Source organism: Plasticicumulans acidivorans, from assembly GCF_003182095.1.
Classification (GTDB): Bacteria; Pseudomonadota; Gammaproteobacteria; order Competibacterales; family Competibacteraceae; genus Plasticicumulans; species Plasticicumulans acidivorans.
Genome location: NZ_QGTJ01000003.1, coordinates 1 through 15,775, shown reverse-complemented (window position 1 = coordinate 15,775; position 15,775 = coordinate 1). Strand labels below are relative to the sequence as shown.

14 protein-coding genes are annotated in these 15,775 nt (G+C 68.6%); 12 read left to right on the top strand and 2 right to left on the bottom strand.

Translation table 11 applies throughout. The features are described 5' to 3' along the window. Nucleotides 1-3 precede the first annotated feature (3 nt). Together C7443_RS05545 and C7443_RS05540 are read left to right on the top strand one after the other, a co-directional pair. Nucleotides 4-807 carry an ABC transporter ATP-binding protein gene (locus tag C7443_RS05545; protein WP_110017606.1) on the top strand — a complete coding sequence of 268 codons (804 nt, stop codon included), beginning with the start codon at nt 4-6 and terminating at the stop codon, nt 805-807. Beyond that, nucleotides 795-1,622: an energy transducer TonB gene (locus tag C7443_RS05540; protein WP_110017605.1), complete on the top strand. Its 828-nt coding sequence runs from the start codon at nt 795-797 to the stop codon at nt 1,620-1,622. The genes C7443_RS05545 and C7443_RS05540 overlap by 13 nt, the downstream gene beginning before the upstream one ends. On the opposite strand, the gene C7443_RS05535 is transcribed toward C7443_RS05540, so the two are convergent. Both C7443_RS05535 and phnD read right to left on the bottom strand, forming a co-directional pair. Further along, complete coding sequence (locus tag C7443_RS05535; protein WP_110018021.1) at nt 1,619-3,121, bottom strand: sigma 54-interacting transcriptional regulator; 1,503 nt, start codon at nt 3,119-3,121, stop codon at nt 1,619-1,621. The two genes, C7443_RS05540 and C7443_RS05535, sit on opposite strands and share 4 nt — an antisense overlap. A 92-nt stretch (nt 3,122-3,213) precedes the next feature. Then, a complete protein-coding gene (gene phnD / locus C7443_RS05530) occupies nt 3,214-4,299 on the bottom strand; it encodes a phosphate/phosphite/phosphonate ABC transporter substrate-binding protein (RefSeq protein ID WP_110017604.1) in 1,086 nt (361 codons plus the stop codon). A gap of 170 nt (nt 4,300-4,469) precedes the next feature. Between phnD and C7443_RS05525 the strand changes: the two genes are divergently transcribed. The 10 genes from C7443_RS05525 to C7443_RS05480 all read left to right on the top strand — a co-directional run. Then, a complete protein-coding gene (locus C7443_RS05525) occupies nt 4,470-6,584 on the top strand; it encodes a TonB-dependent siderophore receptor (protein ID WP_110017603.1) in 2,115 nt (704 codons plus the stop codon). 4 nt (nt 6,585-6,588) lie between these two features. Further along, nucleotides 6,589-7,656 carry an ABC transporter substrate-binding protein gene (locus C7443_RS05520; protein WP_110017602.1) on the top strand — a complete coding sequence of 356 codons (1,068 nt, stop codon included), beginning with the start codon at nt 6,589-6,591 and terminating at the stop codon, nt 7,654-7,656. Between the two features lie 243 nt (nt 7,657-7,899). Continuing rightward, nucleotides 7,900-8,511, top strand: a complete 612-nt coding sequence (locus tag C7443_RS05515) for a hypothetical protein (protein ID WP_246004569.1) — start codon at nt 7,900-7,902, stop codon at nt 8,509-8,511. A 362-nt stretch (nt 8,512-8,873) separates the two neighbouring features. Next, the gene (locus C7443_RS05510) at nt 8,874-9,203 is read left to right on the top strand and encodes a NifU family protein (protein ID WP_110017601.1); all 330 of its coding nucleotides are present in this window, start codon (nt 8,874-8,876) and stop codon (nt 9,201-9,203) included. A gap of 113 nt (nt 9,204-9,316) precedes the next feature. Beyond that, on the top strand, nt 9,317-10,876 hold the full coding sequence (locus C7443_RS05505) for a sigma 54-interacting transcriptional regulator (RefSeq protein ID WP_110017600.1): 1,560 nt from the start codon (nt 9,317-9,319) through the stop codon (nt 10,874-10,876). Between the two features lie 398 nt (nt 10,877-11,274). Beyond that, nucleotides 11,275-12,690 carry a nitrogenase iron-molybdenum cofactor biosynthesis protein NifE gene (nifE, locus tag C7443_RS05500; protein WP_110017599.1) on the top strand — a complete coding sequence of 472 codons (1,416 nt, stop codon included), beginning with the start codon at nt 11,275-11,277 and terminating at the stop codon, nt 12,688-12,690. Between the two features lies 1 nt (nt 12,691). Beyond that, the gene (nifN, locus tag C7443_RS05495; RefSeq protein ID WP_110017598.1) at nt 12,692-14,083 is read left to right on the top strand and encodes a nitrogenase iron-molybdenum cofactor biosynthesis protein NifN; all 1,392 of its coding nucleotides are present in this window, start codon (nt 12,692-12,694) and stop codon (nt 14,081-14,083) included. Beyond that, a complete protein-coding gene (locus C7443_RS05490) occupies nt 14,080-14,631 on the top strand; it encodes a NifB/NifX family molybdenum-iron cluster-binding protein (protein WP_110017597.1) in 552 nt (183 codons plus the stop codon). The genes nifN and C7443_RS05490 overlap by 4 nt, the downstream gene beginning before the upstream one ends. Before the next feature lie 66 nt (nt 14,632-14,697). Next, the gene (locus tag C7443_RS05485; RefSeq protein WP_110017596.1) at nt 14,698-15,189 is read left to right on the top strand and encodes a TOBE domain-containing protein; all 492 of its coding nucleotides are present in this window, start codon (nt 14,698-14,700) and stop codon (nt 15,187-15,189) included. A 233-nt stretch (nt 15,190-15,422) separates the two neighbouring features. After that, a partial coding sequence (locus C7443_RS05480) for an AAA family ATPase (RefSeq protein WP_146213238.1) occupies nt 15,423-15,775 on the top strand: 353 nt, incomplete at its 3' end.

Here is a 15,775-nt window from a genome sequence, read left to right as displayed (position 1 = left end):
GACATGCTCGAACTACGCAATCTCAGCTGCGGCTACGGCCGCCGGCCGCTGCTGGAGGCGGTTTCCGTGGCGCTGCAGGGCGGTGAGCTGCTCTGCCTGCTCGGTCCCAACGGCGTCGGCAAGACCACGCTGTTCAAGACCATCCTCGGCCTGCTGCCGGCGCTCGGCGGCGAGATCCGCCTCGACGGCCGCTCGGCGGCGCGCTGGTCGCGGCGCGACTTCGCCCGCCGTGTCGGCTACGTGCCGCAGACGCATGCACCGCCGTTTCCGTTCACCGTGCGCGATGTGGTGGCGATGGGGCGGGCGGCGCACCGCAGCGTGTTCGCCGCGCCCGGGACGCACGATCGCGAGCTGGCGGCGGCGGCGCTGGATACGCTCGGCATCAGCGCGCTGGCCGAGGCGCGCTACACCGAGATCAGCGGCGGCGAGCGCCAGCTGGTGCTGATCGCCCGTGCGCTGGCCCAGGCGCCGCGCGTGCTGGTGATGGACGAGCCGACCTCCAACCTCGATTACGGTAATCAGCTCAAGGTGATGGCACACGTGCGCCGCATCGCCGCGCGCGAGGACATCGGCGTCATCCTCACCACGCACCATCCGAACCATGCCTTGCTCTACGCCTCGCGCGTGCTGCTGATCGACCGCGAACGCCGCTGCCACGTCGGCGCGCCGCAGGCGCTGATCACCGAGGATTACCTGCGCAGCACCTACGGCGTCGAGACCGAGATCCACGACATTCACCAGCGCGACGGCCATCTCGCCCGCCTGTGCGTGCCGCGTCTGGGCGGAGTGCTGTCATGCGCGACGTGAAGCTGCGGCCGTTCACCGGCGCCACGCTGCTGTCGCTGCTGCTGCATGCGCTGACCCTGGCGGCGCTGCTGCAGGTCGAGCCGGCACCGGCACCGACCCTGAAGCTGCTGCCGATCGAGGTCACGCTCGGCCTCGGCCCGGCCGCCGGTGATGGCGGGGCGGCCGGCGCGGCGGCAGCGGCTGAGTCGATCACGCCGGAGCCGGTCACACCAGCGGAGTCGGTTGCGGCGGCCGAGCCGGTCGTCGAACCCGAGCCGCAGCCCGTCGTCGAGCCCGAGCCTGAACCGACGCCGCCGCTGATCAGCAGCCGGGCGCCGGCGCCGGTGGCCCCAGCGCTCAGCGCGCCGGCGCCGAAGAAAGTCGTGCGCAAGCCAGCCAGACCCGCGCCCAAGCCGCAGCCGGTGAAGAAAAAAGCGGCACCGCCGCCGACACCGCCGAGCGTCGCGCAGAACGCTGGTGCTTCAGCGTCGGCCGCGGCGGCGGCCGGCGGTAACGGCGGCGGCAGCAGCGGCACGCCGGGGGGCGGTGGTGGAGGCGGCGATGGCAGCAGTCTGCCTTATGTGATCAGCGGTCCGCCGCCGGGCTATCCGCCGGCCGCGCGCGCCGAAGGCCGCGAGGGGCGGGTGCGGGTGCGGGTGCTGATCACCGAGGCCGGCCGGGTCGGCGAAGTGCAGCTGGCGAAAGGCTCAGGCGACCAGCGGCTCGATGCCGCGGCGCTGGCAGCCCTGCAGCGCTGGCGGTTTCGCCCGGCCTATCGCGACGGCCGGGCGCTGGCGGCCTGGGTGGTGGTGCCGGTGGTGTTCGCGCTGCGCTAGCGGAAGTCCTTGTAGGTCAGACCGTAGCGCTCCATGCGCAGGCCGAGCACGCGGCGGCTGAGTTTGAGGTGGTGGGCGGCCTCGGTCATGTTGCCGTGATGCAGCTGCAGCGCCTCGGCGATCATCTCGTACTCGACGGCGCCGAGGCGCGCTTCGAGGCGGCCGCCGGTGCCGCTGGCGAGCTCGCTGGCCACCGGCGTCTGCAGCGAGGGTGGCAGGTGCGCCGCTTCGATGGTGCCGCCTTCGGCGAGGATCACCGCGCGTTCGATGACGTTCTCCAGCTCGCGCACGTTGCCCGGCCAGTGGTAGCAGAGCAGCATGTTCTGCGCGCCGGCGGCGATGCCGTGGATCTCGACGCCCATGTCGCTGGCGAAGCGGGCGACGAAGTGCTCGGCCAGCGCCATAATGTCGTGGCCGCGCTCGCGCAGTGACGGGATGGCGATCGGGAAGACGTTGAGGCGGTAGTACAGATCCTCGCGGAAAGTGCCCTGGCGCACCATCGCCTGCAGGTCGCGGTTGGTAGCGGCGAGCACGCGCAGATCGACCTGGATCGTGGTGTTGCCGCCGACACGCTCGAAGTCGCGCTCCTGCAGGATGCGCAGCAGCTTGGCCTGCATCGCCAGCGACAGCTCGCCGACCTCGTCGATGAAGATGGTGCCGCCGTCGGCCTCCTCGAAGCGGCCGCGGCGGGTGCTGTGTGCGCCGGTGAAGGCGCCGCGTTCGTGGCCGAACAGTTCGCTCTCGATGATGCTCTCGGGCAGCGCCGCGCAGTTGAACTTGATGAACGGGCCGTCGGCATCGGGGCCGTTATAGTGGATGGCACTGGCCACCAGCTCCTTGCCGACGCCGCTTTCACCAAGGATCAGCACCGTAGTCTTCGAGCGGGTGACGCGCTCGATCAGCGCATAGACGCCCTGCATCGCCTGCGAGCTGCCGATGATGTTCGAGGGCTTGAAGCGTTCGCGCACGGCGTCGCGCAGGCGGCGGTTTTCGTCTTCCAGCGAGGTGCGGCGTACCGTCTCGCGCAGGTAAAGGTCGACCGCCGGGGCGATGTGCATCGCCAGGATCGAGAGGATTTCCAGGTCGAGGTTGAGCAGGCGGCGGTTGAGGTAGACGCGCTGCGCGCTCAGCGTGCCGATCACCCGGCTGTTGCGCATGATCGGCGCGCACAGCGTCGAGTGCGACGGTGCCAGCGGATTGCCCTGAAAATCCGGCTCGCCGGGGATGTGGGCGATGACGCCGGCTTCGCCGCGGGCGATCGCTCGCTGGCTGAGGGCGTGCAGGCCCGGTTCGTGCTCGTCCCAGGCGCCGAAGCTGTCATGCACGCTGACTTCGCCGCCGTCGGGGTCGCGCAGGCTGATGCTGCCGCGCTCGGCCTTCAGGTACTGGCGCAGCAGGCGCATCAGGATGCGCAGGATGCGTGGCAGGTCGGCGGTTTCGGTGGAGACGCGGCTCATCTCATAGAGCAGCGGCATGAAGCTGGTGCGGCACTCGCCCATGTCGAATTCGCAGAACATGCTCTGCGAGACCGCCAATTGTACCTGCGAGCGCTCCGTCACCCGCGGGCTGCGGCCGTCGCCGCCCGCTGCGCTCACGATGCCGCTCCGCTGCGCGGCTGCGCCGTGCGCTCATGCCGCCAGCGCGCCGCCGCCTCGCTGGCGGCATGGCGCGGCGTCGGCGGCAGCACCGAGGGCGGCAGCGGACCGCGCAGGCGTGCCTGCAGAATGTCTTCCATCCACTGACGCACGCGATCGACATCGGCGTCGACCGCCGGAATGAAGCCCTGGGCGCGGTAGGGACGCAGCGCCGCCGGTGTCAGCAGCTCGATGAACGCCTCGCGCAGGGCCTCGCGCAGCGCCGTCGGCAGGCCGGCGCGGAAGGTCCACATGTACTCCGGGATCGGTGCCGATTCGGCGAGCACGCGCACCGCGCCGGCACCGATGCGGCCTTCGGCGAGCAGGCGTTCGAACACCGGCAGCGACAGCGCGCCGGCGGTCGCGCGGCGCGCGGCGACCGCGCTGACCACCGCGTCGTGGGCGCCGAGGTGGCGGCGCACGTAGTCGCGGTCGGCTGCCAGCCCGGCCTGCAGCAGCATGTGCCGCGGCACCCAGGAGCCGGAGGTCGAAGCCAGGTCGCCGAAGGCGATCTCGCCGCCGCGCAGCTGCGCCAGTGACTGCAGCGGGCTGTCCAGCGGCACGATGATCGCCGCGCGGAAGGTCGGTCCGCAGCTGCCGCCGTGGGTCGGCCGGGCGAAGGGTTCGAGCGCCGCGCTGCGGCTCTGCAGCACGTAGGTGACCGGGCCGAGGTAGGCGATGTCGAGCCGGCCCTGGCGCAGCGCCTCGCCGGTGGCCACGTAGTTTTCGCCGACCACCAGCTGCACCGGCCGCCCCAGGCAGCGTTGCAGGCAGGCACGCAGCGGCTCGTTGAGCCGCTCGACGACCGGCTTCGATTCACCGGGCAGCAATCCGCACTTGATGGGTTCCATGGGGGGCGCCTTCCTCTGTTGGGCGCCGGACGATGCGGCCGTTCGCCGGCGCGAAGCAGTACGCAGCGCTACAGCAAGGCGCGCGCCAGCCACCGCCGTCGCGGTGCCGGCCCGCGTCGCGGCTGGCCGCAGCGCCGCCGGCGGCGGCCAGCCGGCGTACCCGCCGGTACGCTTGCGGGCGCCGTTGGACATTCCCGTACAGCCGTACCTGCCGGCGCCGGGGGCAGGGTGGTTCCCTGATGAACGATCGGTGAGCTTTGCACGCCGGGGTGCGCTCTCGGTTGTCGGCCGGCGCTGGCATGTCGCTTGCGCCGGGGCTGTGCATCCCGCATGGCCGAACCGACCCAAGGAGCTTCCCCGTGATGACCGTCCATCGCCACCGTCGTGCCCCGCTGGCCCTGGGCCTGCTCGGTCTGCCGAGCGCTGTATTTGCCGCCGGGGCCGATACCGCCGTCGAGCTCGAACCCGTCGTCGTCACCGCGCAGTCGCCGGACGACGGCAGCGCCGCCAGCGGCTACCGCGTGGAGCGTGTCGATCTCGGCCCGCTCGGCGCCGGCAGCCGCCGCGACAGTCCGCTGTCGGTCAGCACGGTGCCCGCCGAGTTGATCCGCAACACCCAGGCCAGCAACACCACCGAAGCGCTGAAGTACGTACCGACGGTCTACGCCAGCACCGGCGCCAGCCAGATCACGCCGTATTTCTCGATGCGCGGTTTCAGCGCCTCGACCTGGAGCTACAACATGGCGCTCGACGGCCTGCGCTCCTTCGACATCTACGAGCCGCTGGAGGACAAGCAGGGCATCGAGGTGCTGAGCGGTGCGGCGGGCTTTCTGTACGGCATCACCTCGCCGGCCGGCATCGTCAACTACCTCAGCAAGCGCCCGCTGGCCGAGCCGCTGGCCGCACTGACCGTCGGCAGCTACGACCATCAGCTCTACAGCCAGCTCGATCTCGGCGGGCCGCTGGCCGCCAATCCGGATCTGCTCTACCGCCTCAATCTGGGCTACGCCAATGCCGGTACCACCGGCGCTGAACAGCAGAGCCAGCAGCGCTATGTCGGCTCCGGTGCGCTGAGCTGGCGGCTGTCGGCGGATACGCGCATCGATCTGGAAGCCGCGGCCGCGCGTCGCGAACTCGACCACGCCCAGGCGCTGTTCATGACCACGGCCAAGATCGGCATCCCTGATGCGCCCGATGCCAGCGACAACTGGGGCGCGCCGTATACCGGTGCCAGCGACGAGACCCGCCGCCTCGGCGGTGCCTTCGAAACCCGGCTCAACGACACCTTCACGCTGCGCGGGCGCGTGCGTCACAGTGAGATCGAGCGCGAGTACTTCCTCAACCGCATCGTCTGGCAGAACCGCGATCTCGATTACCGCTGGCGTGTCGATTCGCAGCAGCGCTTCACCACCACCGTTGATCAGTACAGCCTGTTCCTCGATGCCGACTTCACGACCGGCACGCTGCATCACCATATGAGCTTCGGCGCCACGCGCGATGAGTTCGATGCCGGCGACAACGGCTATCGCGGCACCACCTACAGCACGGTCTATGCGTGGGACTCGCGGGCGCATCCGGCCTGGCAGCTGCCGCCGGCCGGCACCTCGACCGCGCAGGACACTACGTACACCACGCTGCTGCTGGCCGACCGTATCGACATCGGCGAACAGTGGTCGCTGCTGCTCGGCGTCAACCGCGCCGGCATCGATGATGAACAGACCGCGACCAGCGCCAGCGGCAAACGCAGCGTCAGCCGCTACGACGCCGACAAGGCGACGCCGATCGCCTCGCTGTCGTTTCGTCCGCTGGAGACGCTGACGACCTATTTCACCTATGCCGAGGCGCTGCAGCAGGGCTTCGTCGCCGGCAGCACCACGGCCAACGCCGGCGAGACCTTCTCGCCCTTCGTCAGCAAGCAGTCCGAGCTCGGCGCGCGGCTGGCGCTCGGCGGCGTCGACCTGAACCTGGCGTGGTTCCGCATCCGCCAGGCCAATCAGTACGTCGACCCGGGCACCAACCTCGCCTCGCAGGACGGCCGCGTCGTGCATCAGGGCTGGGAGTTCTCGCTGAGCGGCAAGCCGAGCGAGCGGCTGACGCTGGTCGGCGGTTTCACGCTGCTCGATGCGCGCATCGACAAGGCGACCGCCAACGTCGGCAAGGTGCCGCAGGGCGTGGCCGAGAACATGGCGCGGCTGTATGCCGAATACGAGCTGCCGGGTGTGCCCGGGCTGACGCTGACCGGCGGTGTGTCCTACGTCGGCAAGGTGCCGTGGGACGCGGCCAATACGCTCTACGTCGATCCGGTGACGCTGTTCGACGCCGGCCTGCGCTATCGCAGCAAGCTCTACGGCAAGGAGACCACCTGGCGGCTCAACATCGCCAACCTGACCGGCGAGGACTACTGGAGCACGCGCTCGGGCATCCTCTATCTGGGCAGTCCGCGCACCGTGTCGCTGTCCGCGACCGTGGCGTTCTGAGCGCATGCGCCGGGCGCTCGTTGGTGGACGCTGGGGCTGGCTGCTGGTGCTGCTGTTCGGCGCGCAGACGGTGCAGGGTGGCGGTGTCGAACTGGTCGACCAGGCCGGTCACATGCTGCGCCTGTCGCGGCCGGTGATGCGGGTCGGTACGCCGGGTATTTCGATGGCCTCGCTGATCGTCGCCCTCGGCGGCGCGGCGCAGCTCGACAGCGTCACCCCCGAGGTGCGCGACAATCCCTGGCTGCGCCGGGTGCTGCCGGGCACGGCGGCGCTGGCGACGCCGTTCAGCCGTCCGGCCGGCGTCGATCTGGAGGCGCTGCTGGCGCGGCGTCCGGATCTGGTGACGCTGTGGCTCAGCAATACCGCGCTCGGCCGGCGGCTGGAGCGCGTCGGCCTGCCGGTGCTGTATCTGGGCTACAGCACACCGGAGGAATTCGTGCAGGCGGTGCGGCTGCTCGCCACCGCGCTCGGCCCGGCCGCCGCGGTGCAGGCCGACGCCTTGCTCACCGAATATGCCGCCAATCTGCAGCGGGTGGCCGCAGCGCTCGCGGACCTCGACCCGGCGCAGCGCCCGCGTGTGTATTACGCCTCGGTGGCGCCGCTGCGCAGCGAGGGCCTGGAGTCGATGGTCGATGCCTGGATCGGCGCGGCCGGCGGCATCAACGTCGTCGCCCGGGCCGGCTTGCACGGTGACGTACACGTGCATCTGGAAGATGTACTGGACTGGGACCCGCAGGTCATCGTCACCCTTGATGCCGCGCAGCGCCGCGCGATCCTCGATGACCCGCGCTGGCAGGGCGTCAGCGCGGTGCGCACCGGCCGCGTGCTGGTCAATCCGCGCGGTATCAACGCCTGGTGCACGCGCGCCGCGGAGACGGTGCTGCAGGTGCTGTGGGCAGCACAGCTGTTCCATCCGCAGCGTCTGGCCGATGTCGACGTCGGCGCCGCCGCACGCGCCTTCTACCAGCGCTTCTATGGCTACCGGCTCAGTGATGCCGAGCTGGCCCATGTCTTGCTCGGCCTGGCGCCGCCGGAGGCGGATGCCGTCGCCGCGCACAGCGGGCCGCCGTGAATCGCGAACGAGCCGCCCGCGGCGCCGGCGGCAGGGGAGGGAGGCCGCTTGCGGCCGCCGGCATGACGACACTGCCAGCCCGCCGCGGTGTGCATCCGTCCCCGCTCGTCTGCTGTGCATGCGCCGCTGCTGCGGCGTGGAGGGGCCGTCCTGCACGGCCCGAGGGAATGCGACTGGCACATGCCGGTCGCGCGTGCCTGGGAGCGGCGCGTCGCGCCGCCCGACTGACTGGAGAAGTCGAACGTGTCTGAAACCATCGAGCCCAGCGCGGCGAGCACGCGCCGCAGCGCCCGCATCTACAGCCTGGAGCGTTACCACTTCGCCAACAACGTACCGCCGGAGACCCGTGAGACGCTGCGCGAGATCTTCGCCAACTGGGCGGATTCGGCAAAGACCGAGGCGATGGTGCGCGAGCTGATCGACGCCTCGCCGGACACGCTCGGCATCCGCATCGTCGCCTACCGCTTTTACTTCTATCGCCGCCGCTCGCTGGAAGCCGCGCACTGGGCGCTGTCGTGCATCGACTGGCTGTCGGCGCGGCTCGGCCTGCCGGCCGACTGGCGCGAGGTCACGCCGCAGATGGCCGATTTCGCGGAATGGCACGCCTACACCCGCTTGTGGCTGCAGTCGCTGACCGCCTACGCCTACAACATGGCGCGTCTCGGTCGCGAGGCGGAGGCGCTGAGCGCGCTCGACAAGCTTGAAGAGCTCGATCCCAGCGGCAAGCTCGGCGCGCCGCGCCTGCGCCGGGTGTTCACCGGCGATCGCGGTGATGCCGGCATGCTGTTCCCGAAGACCTTCGAAACCTGGCGCTTCCCCTACGACGCTGCCGCGCAGGCTGAAGCCGTCGACTGAGCGCGTCCGGCGGCACTGCCGTCAGCGCATTTCCCAGCGGCTGAGTCCTGCACTGCGCGCGGCCGCGCCGCGCGTCGAGGTCTTTTGATCGATCGTTATATTTGCACCGATATAACGCAGTGCAGGCTTTTCCTGGCGCATTGCACACACGCGGTCAGTTGTACGCAGACGTCACGATCCGGTCCCAGCCGTTCAAAAATGTTCACGATTCGGCACCATTCCGCGTTTTGCGTATGGATTTTCACCCAGACACTGCGGTTGGCCCGAGACCTGCTTGAACGCGGTTGTGACAGATACGCGTCGCTGCGGGCGCCGGCTGCGGCGGGCGGTGCAACGGATTCGCCGGCGGGAGCAAGACAGCCATGAGCAATCGAGCATTGGATGCCGCCGCAGGTGCGGCCCCGGACCTCGCCGAGGCCATCGGGGAAGAGATCGTGCTGCCACAGGCCGCCGCTGCGGAAACCTGCCTGGAACTGGTGGCGGAGACGATCGAGCGTCTGCGTCCGCGGGTGCAGGCCGACGGCGGTGACATGGCGCTGGTAGACGTGCGCGGCAACATCGTGCGCGTGCGCCTGAGCGGCGCCTGCGTGGCCTGCGCGCTGGCCGGACAGACGCTCGGCGGCGTGCGTCGCGAGCTGGTACGTGTGCTCGGCAACCCGGCGGTGCGGGTACTGCCCGCTGCGGAGCTTTGATGACAGCGCTGCCAGTACTGCAGCCTCGGCAACTCGTGGCCAAGGGGACGGGCCCGTTCGAGCGCGAGTTTTCCAGTCGTCCCGAGAGCCGTAGCCAGGAGGGGCGAAAGCAGGTGACATCCCTTCCTCACTACTGTGAATGCGATCTCGGCGAGTGCCGCACCGATCTGCTGCCGCTGCTCTACGAGATGAGCCGCATCGCCTCGCAGAGCGCGGATCTGTCAGCGATTCTCGGCATCCTGCTGCGGCTGATGAAGCGGCACATGAAGGTCGTGCGCGGCATGGTCAGCCTGTTCGACAAGGACTCCGGCCACATCATCATCCATGAGAGCTTCGGGCTGACGGCGGAGGAGGCGGCCAAGGGCATCTACCTGCTCGGTGAGGGCATCATCGGCCGCGTCGTCGAAACCGGGCAGACCACCGTGGTGCCGAGCATCCGCGACGAACCGGCGTTCCTCAACCGCACCGGCAGCCGCAGTGCCGATGCCGACCTGTCGTTCCTGTGCGTGCCGATCATGCGCGGGCGCAAGGTCATGGGCACGATCAGCGCCGAGCGCCTCTACGACAACGTCGAACTGCTCAAGCTCGACATCGAGGTGCTGTCGATCCTGGCGGCGACCACCGCGCAGGCCGTCGAGCTCTACCTGCTCGAAAACATCGAGCATGTCGCTCTCGAAGCCGAGAACCGCCGCCTGCGCAGCGAGCTCAAGGCCAAGTTCAAGCCCTCCAACATCATCGGCCACTCCAAGCCGATGCAGGAGATCTACCGGCTGATCGAGCGGGTGGTGCGCACCAAGACCACGGTGCTGATCCTCGGTGAAAGCGGCGTCGGCAAGGAGCTGGTGGCCAGCGCCATCCACCACAACAGCCCGATGGCCAACGGCCCCTTCGTCAAGTTCAACTGCGCCTCGCTGCCGGAGTCGGTGATCGAGAGCGAGCTGTTCGGTCACGAGAAGGGCTCGTTCACCGGCGCCACCGGACTGCGTAAAGGCCGTTTCGAGGAAGCCGACGGCGGCACCATCTTTCTCGATGAAGTCGGCGAGATGTCGCTGACCATGCAGGCCAAGCTGCTGCGCGTGCTGCAGGAGCGCAGCTTCGAGCGCGTCGGCGGCAACACCACGATCCGCGTCGATCTGCGCGTGATCGCGGCGACCAACCGCAACCTCGGCGAGATGGTCGCCGACGGCGGCTTTCGTGAGGATCTGTTCTACCGCCTCAACGTCTTCCCGATCACCATTCCGCCGCTGCGCGAGCGCGGCGCCGACATCATCACGCTCGCCGACTACTTCGTCGCCCGCTTCTCGCGGGAGATGGGCATCGCCGTCAAGCGCATCTCCACGCCGGCGCTGAACATGCTGCAGTCCTACCCCTGGCCGGGCAACGTGCGCGAACTCGAAAACGTCATCGAGCGCGCGATGCTGCTGTGCGAGGACGGTGTGATCCACGGCTACAACCTGCCGCCGTCGCTGCAGGCGCCGGTGGTCGGCGAGGCCGAGGCCTCGGCCGGCGGCCTTGAGGCGCGGCTCAATGCCATCGAGTACGAGTGGATCGTCGATGCACTCAAGCTGTATCGCGGCAATATGACCGAAGCCGCCGATCATCTCGGCCTGACCCGTCGCGTGCTCGGCTTGCGCATGAGCAAATACAATCTCAACCACAAGGATTTTCGTTGAGATGAAAAAGGCCGCGACGAATCACGTGCAATGCGTGCGTTCGTCGCGGTACTCCGTTGGCGTAATTCGTTCCGCCCGGTACGGCGAATTACCGCGGCCCGGGTGCGAAATCACGCATTAATCGCCATTAAGCACCTTGGCGTACTGATTGCTAATTCAGCAGCAGGGGTGAAAAGCGTCGGCAGTATTTTCATTGCTGAAATATTCGGCCGTTTTTAAATGGCGTTGCCGAAATGTTTTAGCGTGCCGAATGCCATCGCCCTACCGCGTGATGCGCTCATCCGTGAGCTTCGGCTCGCTGCATACCGCCTGCGATCCCGTTCGGGTGCAGCGCTTCGCGCCGGTCCGTGTTTTGACCCTGACCGCATGCGACGGTGCTGGCCGTCCGGAGAGGCACGATGAATCAGAACGATATCCAGAACCTGCTCGACGAACCGGCCTGCGCGCACAACGACACGGGTCGCAAGACCGGTTGCGCCCGGCCCAAGCCCGGTGCCACGCAGGGCGGCTGCGCCTTCGACGGCGCACAGATCGCGCTGCTGCCGATCGCCGACGCCGCGCACATCGTGCACGGCCCGATCGGCTGCGCCGGCAGCTCGTGGGATGCACGCGGCAGCGTGTCCTCCGGGCCGCAGCTGCACCGGCTGGGCATGACCACCGACCTGTCCGACGTCGACGTGATCATGGGCCGCGGCGAGAAAAAGCTGTTCCACGCCATCCGCAGCGCCGTCGAGCGCTACCGGCCGCAGGCGGTGTTCGTCTACGCCACCTGCGTGCCGGCGCTGCACGGCGATGACATCGAGGCGGTGGCGCGCGATGCCAGCCAGCGCTGGGGGGTGCCGGTGATCCCGGTCGACGGTGCCGGTTTCTACGGCACCAAGAGCCTCGGCAACCGCATCGCCGGCGAGACGCTGTACCGCCATGTCATCGGTACCCGCGAGCCGGCGCCGCTGCCGGCAGGCTTCGCCGCCCCCGGCATCCAGGTGCACGACGTCAACCTGATCGGTGAATACAACATCGCCGGCGAGTTCTGGCGCGTGGCGCCGCTGTTCGACGAGCTCGGCCTGCGCATTCTCTGCACGCTGTCGGGCGATGCGCGGTTTCGCGAGGTGCAGACCATGCACCGCGCCGAGGTCAACATGGTGGTGTGCTCGAAGGCGATGCTCAACGTCGCACGCCGCCTGCAGCAGGACTACGGCGCGCCGTACTTCGAAGGCAGCTTCTACGGCATTCACGACACCTCGCAGGCGCTGCGCGACTTCGCCAGTCTGCTCGGCGACACCTCGCTCAGTGTGCGCACCGAGCTGCTGATCCTGCGCGAGGCGGCGCGCGCACGCGCCGCGCTGGAGCCCTGGCGCGAACGCCTGAGCGGCAAGCGGGCGCTGATCTTCTCCGGCGGCGTCAAGAGCTGGTCGGTGGTGTCGGCGCTGCAGGATCTGGGCATGGAGGTGGTTGCCACCGGCACTGAAAAGTCCACCGCCGAGGACCGTGCGCGCATCCAGGAGCTGATGGGCGAGCGCACGCGCATGATCGACGACAACGATCAGTCGGCGCTGATCGCCACCTGCCGCGACAGCGGCGCCGACATCCTCATCGCCGGCGGCCGCTACCTCTACGCGGCGCTGAAGGCGCGCCTGGCCTTCCTCGACATCAATCACGAACGCGACTTCGGCTACGCCGGCTACGACGGCCTGATCGAACTGGCGCGCCAGCTGTCGCTGGCCATCGACAGTCCGGTGTGGCAGCGCGCACGCCAGCAGCCGCGCTGGCTGAACGGCGTGACGGCGACAGCGCCGGCACTGGAGGAGGTGTGAAATGGCCTGCATCGTCCAGACCGGCAAACCGCTGACCGTCAACCCGCTGCGCGTCAGCCAGCCGATGGGGGCGGCGCTCGCCTTCCTCGGCATCCGCCAGTGCGTGCCGCTGGAGCACGGCGCGCAGGGCTGCACCGCGTTCAGCAAAGTGTTCTTCACCCGGCACTTTCGCGAACCGATCCCGCTGCAGACCACAGCGATGGACATGGTCAGCACCGTCATGGGCGCCGACGAGCGCATCCAGGAGGCACTGGCCACGGTGATCAGCGGCCATCACCCGGAAGTCGTCGGCCTGATCACCACCGGGCTCGCCGAGACCCAGGGCGTCGATATCGGCCGCGCGCTGCGCACGTTCCGCCAGGGCGGCGAGCACGCGGCGAGCGTGGTCGCCGTCAACACGCCGGACACGCTCGGCGGCCTGGAGAGCGGCTTTGCGCTGGCGGTGCGCGCGATCATCGATGCGCTGGTGCCGCCGTCGGCGGTGCCGGTGGCGCGGCGGGCACGTCAGGTCAACGTGCTGGCCTCGCCGATGCTGACGCCGGCCGACATCGAGGCGATCCGCGAATGGATCGAGAGCTTCGGCCTGCAGGCGCTGTTCCTGCCCGATCTGGGGGATGCCCTCGACGGCCACCTCGATGCGCAGGGCTACACCACGCTGAGCAGCGGCGGCATCAGCCGTGCGCAGATCGCCTCGATGGGCGCCTCGGTGCTGACGCTGGTGATCGGCGCCTCACTCGGCGCCGCCGCCGATCTGCTGCGTGCGCGCACCGGCGTGCCGGACGTGCGCTTCACCGGCCTCAGCTGCCTGGCCGACTGTGATGCCTTCGTGCAGGCGCTGGCCGATGTCTCCGGGCGGCCGGTGCCGGCGCGCATCGTGCGCCAGCGCGAGCAGCTGCTCGATGCGATGGTCGACACCTACGTGGTGTTCGGCGACGCCCGCATCGCCATCGGCGCCGATGCCGATCAGCTGATCGCGCTCGGTCAGCTGCTCGACGACGTCGGTGCCCAGCTGGTCGCCGCGGTCAGCCCGTACCGCACGCCGGCGCTGGAAGCGCTCAATACCGAGGAGGTGCTGGTTGGCGACTTCGAGGATCTCGAAGAGCGCGCGCGCGCCCACGGCGCGCAGCTGCTGATCGGCAATTCACACGCACTGCAGAGCGCCGAGCGGCTCGGCGTGCCGCTGCTGCGCGCGGGCTTCCCGCAGTACGACCACTACGGCGCCGCGGCGCGGCAGTGGGTCGGCTACCGCGGTGCCCGCCAGCTGCTGTTCGATCTCGCCAACCTGCTGTCGACGCACCGCGCCGGCATCGAACCCTATCAGTCGCCGCTGCGCCAGCGCTTCGCCTGCTGCGCGGCTCATGCCGGTATGCCGGCCGGGAGTATCCAGTCATGATCAAAGTGGCCTTTGCCTCCAATGACCAGGTCAACGTCAACCTGCATTTCGGTGCTGCCGACACGCTGGTGATCTACGAAGTCTCGCCGGGCTACGCCGAGCTGCTCGGCGTCGGCGAGTTCATCAAGGTCGAGATGAAGGGCGAGAACCGCTTCAAGTCGCTGTCGACCGACGCCGAGAGCAATGTCGTCGAGCTCGAACTCGGCGCTGAGGAACTCGAACGCCTTGCTGCCAAGCCGCCTGAGGACAAGGTGATCGCCAAGCTCGACTTCCTGCAGGACTGCGCCGCGGTCTACGCCGCTTCGATCGGCACTTCATCGATCAAGCGCCTGATCGCCGCCGGCATCCAGCCGATCATCGTCGGCACCGGCCAGACCATCGAAGACCTGCTCAATGAGGTCAGCCTGGCGCTGCACTGCGGCGGTCTGAGCTGGGTCGAGCGGGCCAAGCGCCAGGCCGAGCGCCGTCAGGCGGCGCAGAGCGCGGCACCGACGAGCGCCGCCGCGCCCGGCCTGCGCCTGATCACTTCGATCGACGAGCTCGACTGAGCGCTGCATCGACCCTGCCGCGCGCCGGCCGCGCGGCGTCCCCCCAGGACTGCGGAGTAGCAGTAGATGAAGTTCAGTGCCTGCAACCAGTTTCGCGGCCGCATCGAAGCCTTGATGCCGGCCTTTGATCGCATCGAGGTTGCGATCGCCCTCAATGCCGAGGATCGGCTGATCGCCTCGGTCTCGCGCCGCTCCAGCGAAGCGCTGGAACTGCGCCCCGGCGCGGACATCGACGTACTGTTCACGGCGAACGATGTACTCGTCGGTACAGGAACGCCGGTGCAGATCGGCGCCAGCAATGTCTTCTGCGGCCGCATCGCGGCCATCAGCGAATACCCGGCCTGCGTCGAGGTGATGATGAGCACCCGCAGCGGACTGACGCTGCATGCGCAGGTCGCCGCTGCCGCGCTGCATCACCTCGATCTGTGCCTCGGCGCGCCGGTGTATTTCGTCGTGCGCAGCGTACAGCTGCTGCTCGCCACGCCGGTGAAGGCGTACCGGCAGGAACGCCCGGCAGCGCTTTGCGTACCGCCGCGTACTCGAATTCACAGCTCCTGAATTCGCACTCGACCGGCTCTGGCCGCTGCTTCGTGAAAATGAGGGCGTGAGTCGTCTGGAAATGGCGGATTAATGGCCTGGCACGGCATGATTCAGTGATTTTGCGCAGAAATTTGAGTATTTCAGGTGAATGTCGGCGGCGCTCCAAGTCGTTTTTAAAAAGTGGCATACGAGTTGCTTTACTGTAATTGGCAATTAATGACCGCCACTGAATTTCTAATGGAGGCTTCATCATGGCATTACGTCAGTGCGCTATTTACGGTAAGGGTGGTATCGGCAAGTCCACCACCACGCAGAACCTCGTTGCCGCCCTCGCCGAAGCCGGCAAGAAGGTGATGATCATCGGCTGCGATCCGAAGGCCGACTCCACCCGCCTGATCCTGCACTCCAAGGCGCAAACCACCGTCATGCACCTGGCCGCGGAAGCCGGCTCGGTCGAAGACCTCGAACTCGATGATGTGCTCTCCGTCGGTTACGGTGGCGTCAAGTGTGTCGAGTCGGGCGGCCCGGAGCCGGGCGTCGGCTGCGCCGGCCGTGGCGTCATCACCGCCATCAACTTCCTCGAAGAGGAAGGCGCCTATGACGA

Bases quoted from the DNA above. Each gene is read 5' to 3' on its own strand.
- nifN (WP_110017598.1), top strand. From the start codon at position 12,692: ATGGCCTGCATCGTCCAGACCGGCAAACCGCTGACCGTCAACCCGCTG.
- C7443_RS05510 (WP_110017601.1), top strand. From the start codon at position 8,874: ATGAGCAATCGAGCATTGGATGCCGCCGCAGGTGCGGCCCCGGACCTC.
- C7443_RS05545 (WP_110017606.1), top strand. From the start codon at position 4: ATGCTCGAACTACGCAATCTCAGCTGCGGCTACGGCCGCCGGCCGCTG.
- C7443_RS05490 (WP_110017597.1), top strand. From the start codon at position 14,080: ATGATCAAAGTGGCCTTTGCCTCCAATGACCAGGTCAACGTCAACCTG.
- C7443_RS05540 (WP_110017605.1), top strand. From the start codon at position 795: ATGCGCGACGTGAAGCTGCGGCCGTTCACCGGCGCCACGCTGCTGTCG.
- phnD (WP_110017604.1), bottom strand. From the start codon at position 4,299: ATGTCCAACGGCGCCCGCAAGCGTACCGGCGGGTACGCCGGCTGGCCG.
- C7443_RS05525 (WP_110017603.1), top strand. From the start codon at position 4,470: ATGACCGTCCATCGCCACCGTCGTGCCCCGCTGGCCCTGGGCCTGCTC.
- C7443_RS05535 (WP_110018021.1), bottom strand. From the start codon at position 3,121: ATGGGCGAGTGCCGCACCAGCTTCATGCCGCTGCTCTATGAGATGAGC.
- nifE (WP_110017599.1), top strand. From the start codon at position 11,275: ATGAATCAGAACGATATCCAGAACCTGCTCGACGAACCGGCCTGCGCG.
- C7443_RS05520 (WP_110017602.1), top strand. From the start codon at position 6,589: ATGCGCCGGGCGCTCGTTGGTGGACGCTGGGGCTGGCTGCTGGTGCTG.
- C7443_RS05485 (WP_110017596.1), top strand. From the start codon at position 14,698: ATGAAGTTCAGTGCCTGCAACCAGTTTCGCGGCCGCATCGAAGCCTTG.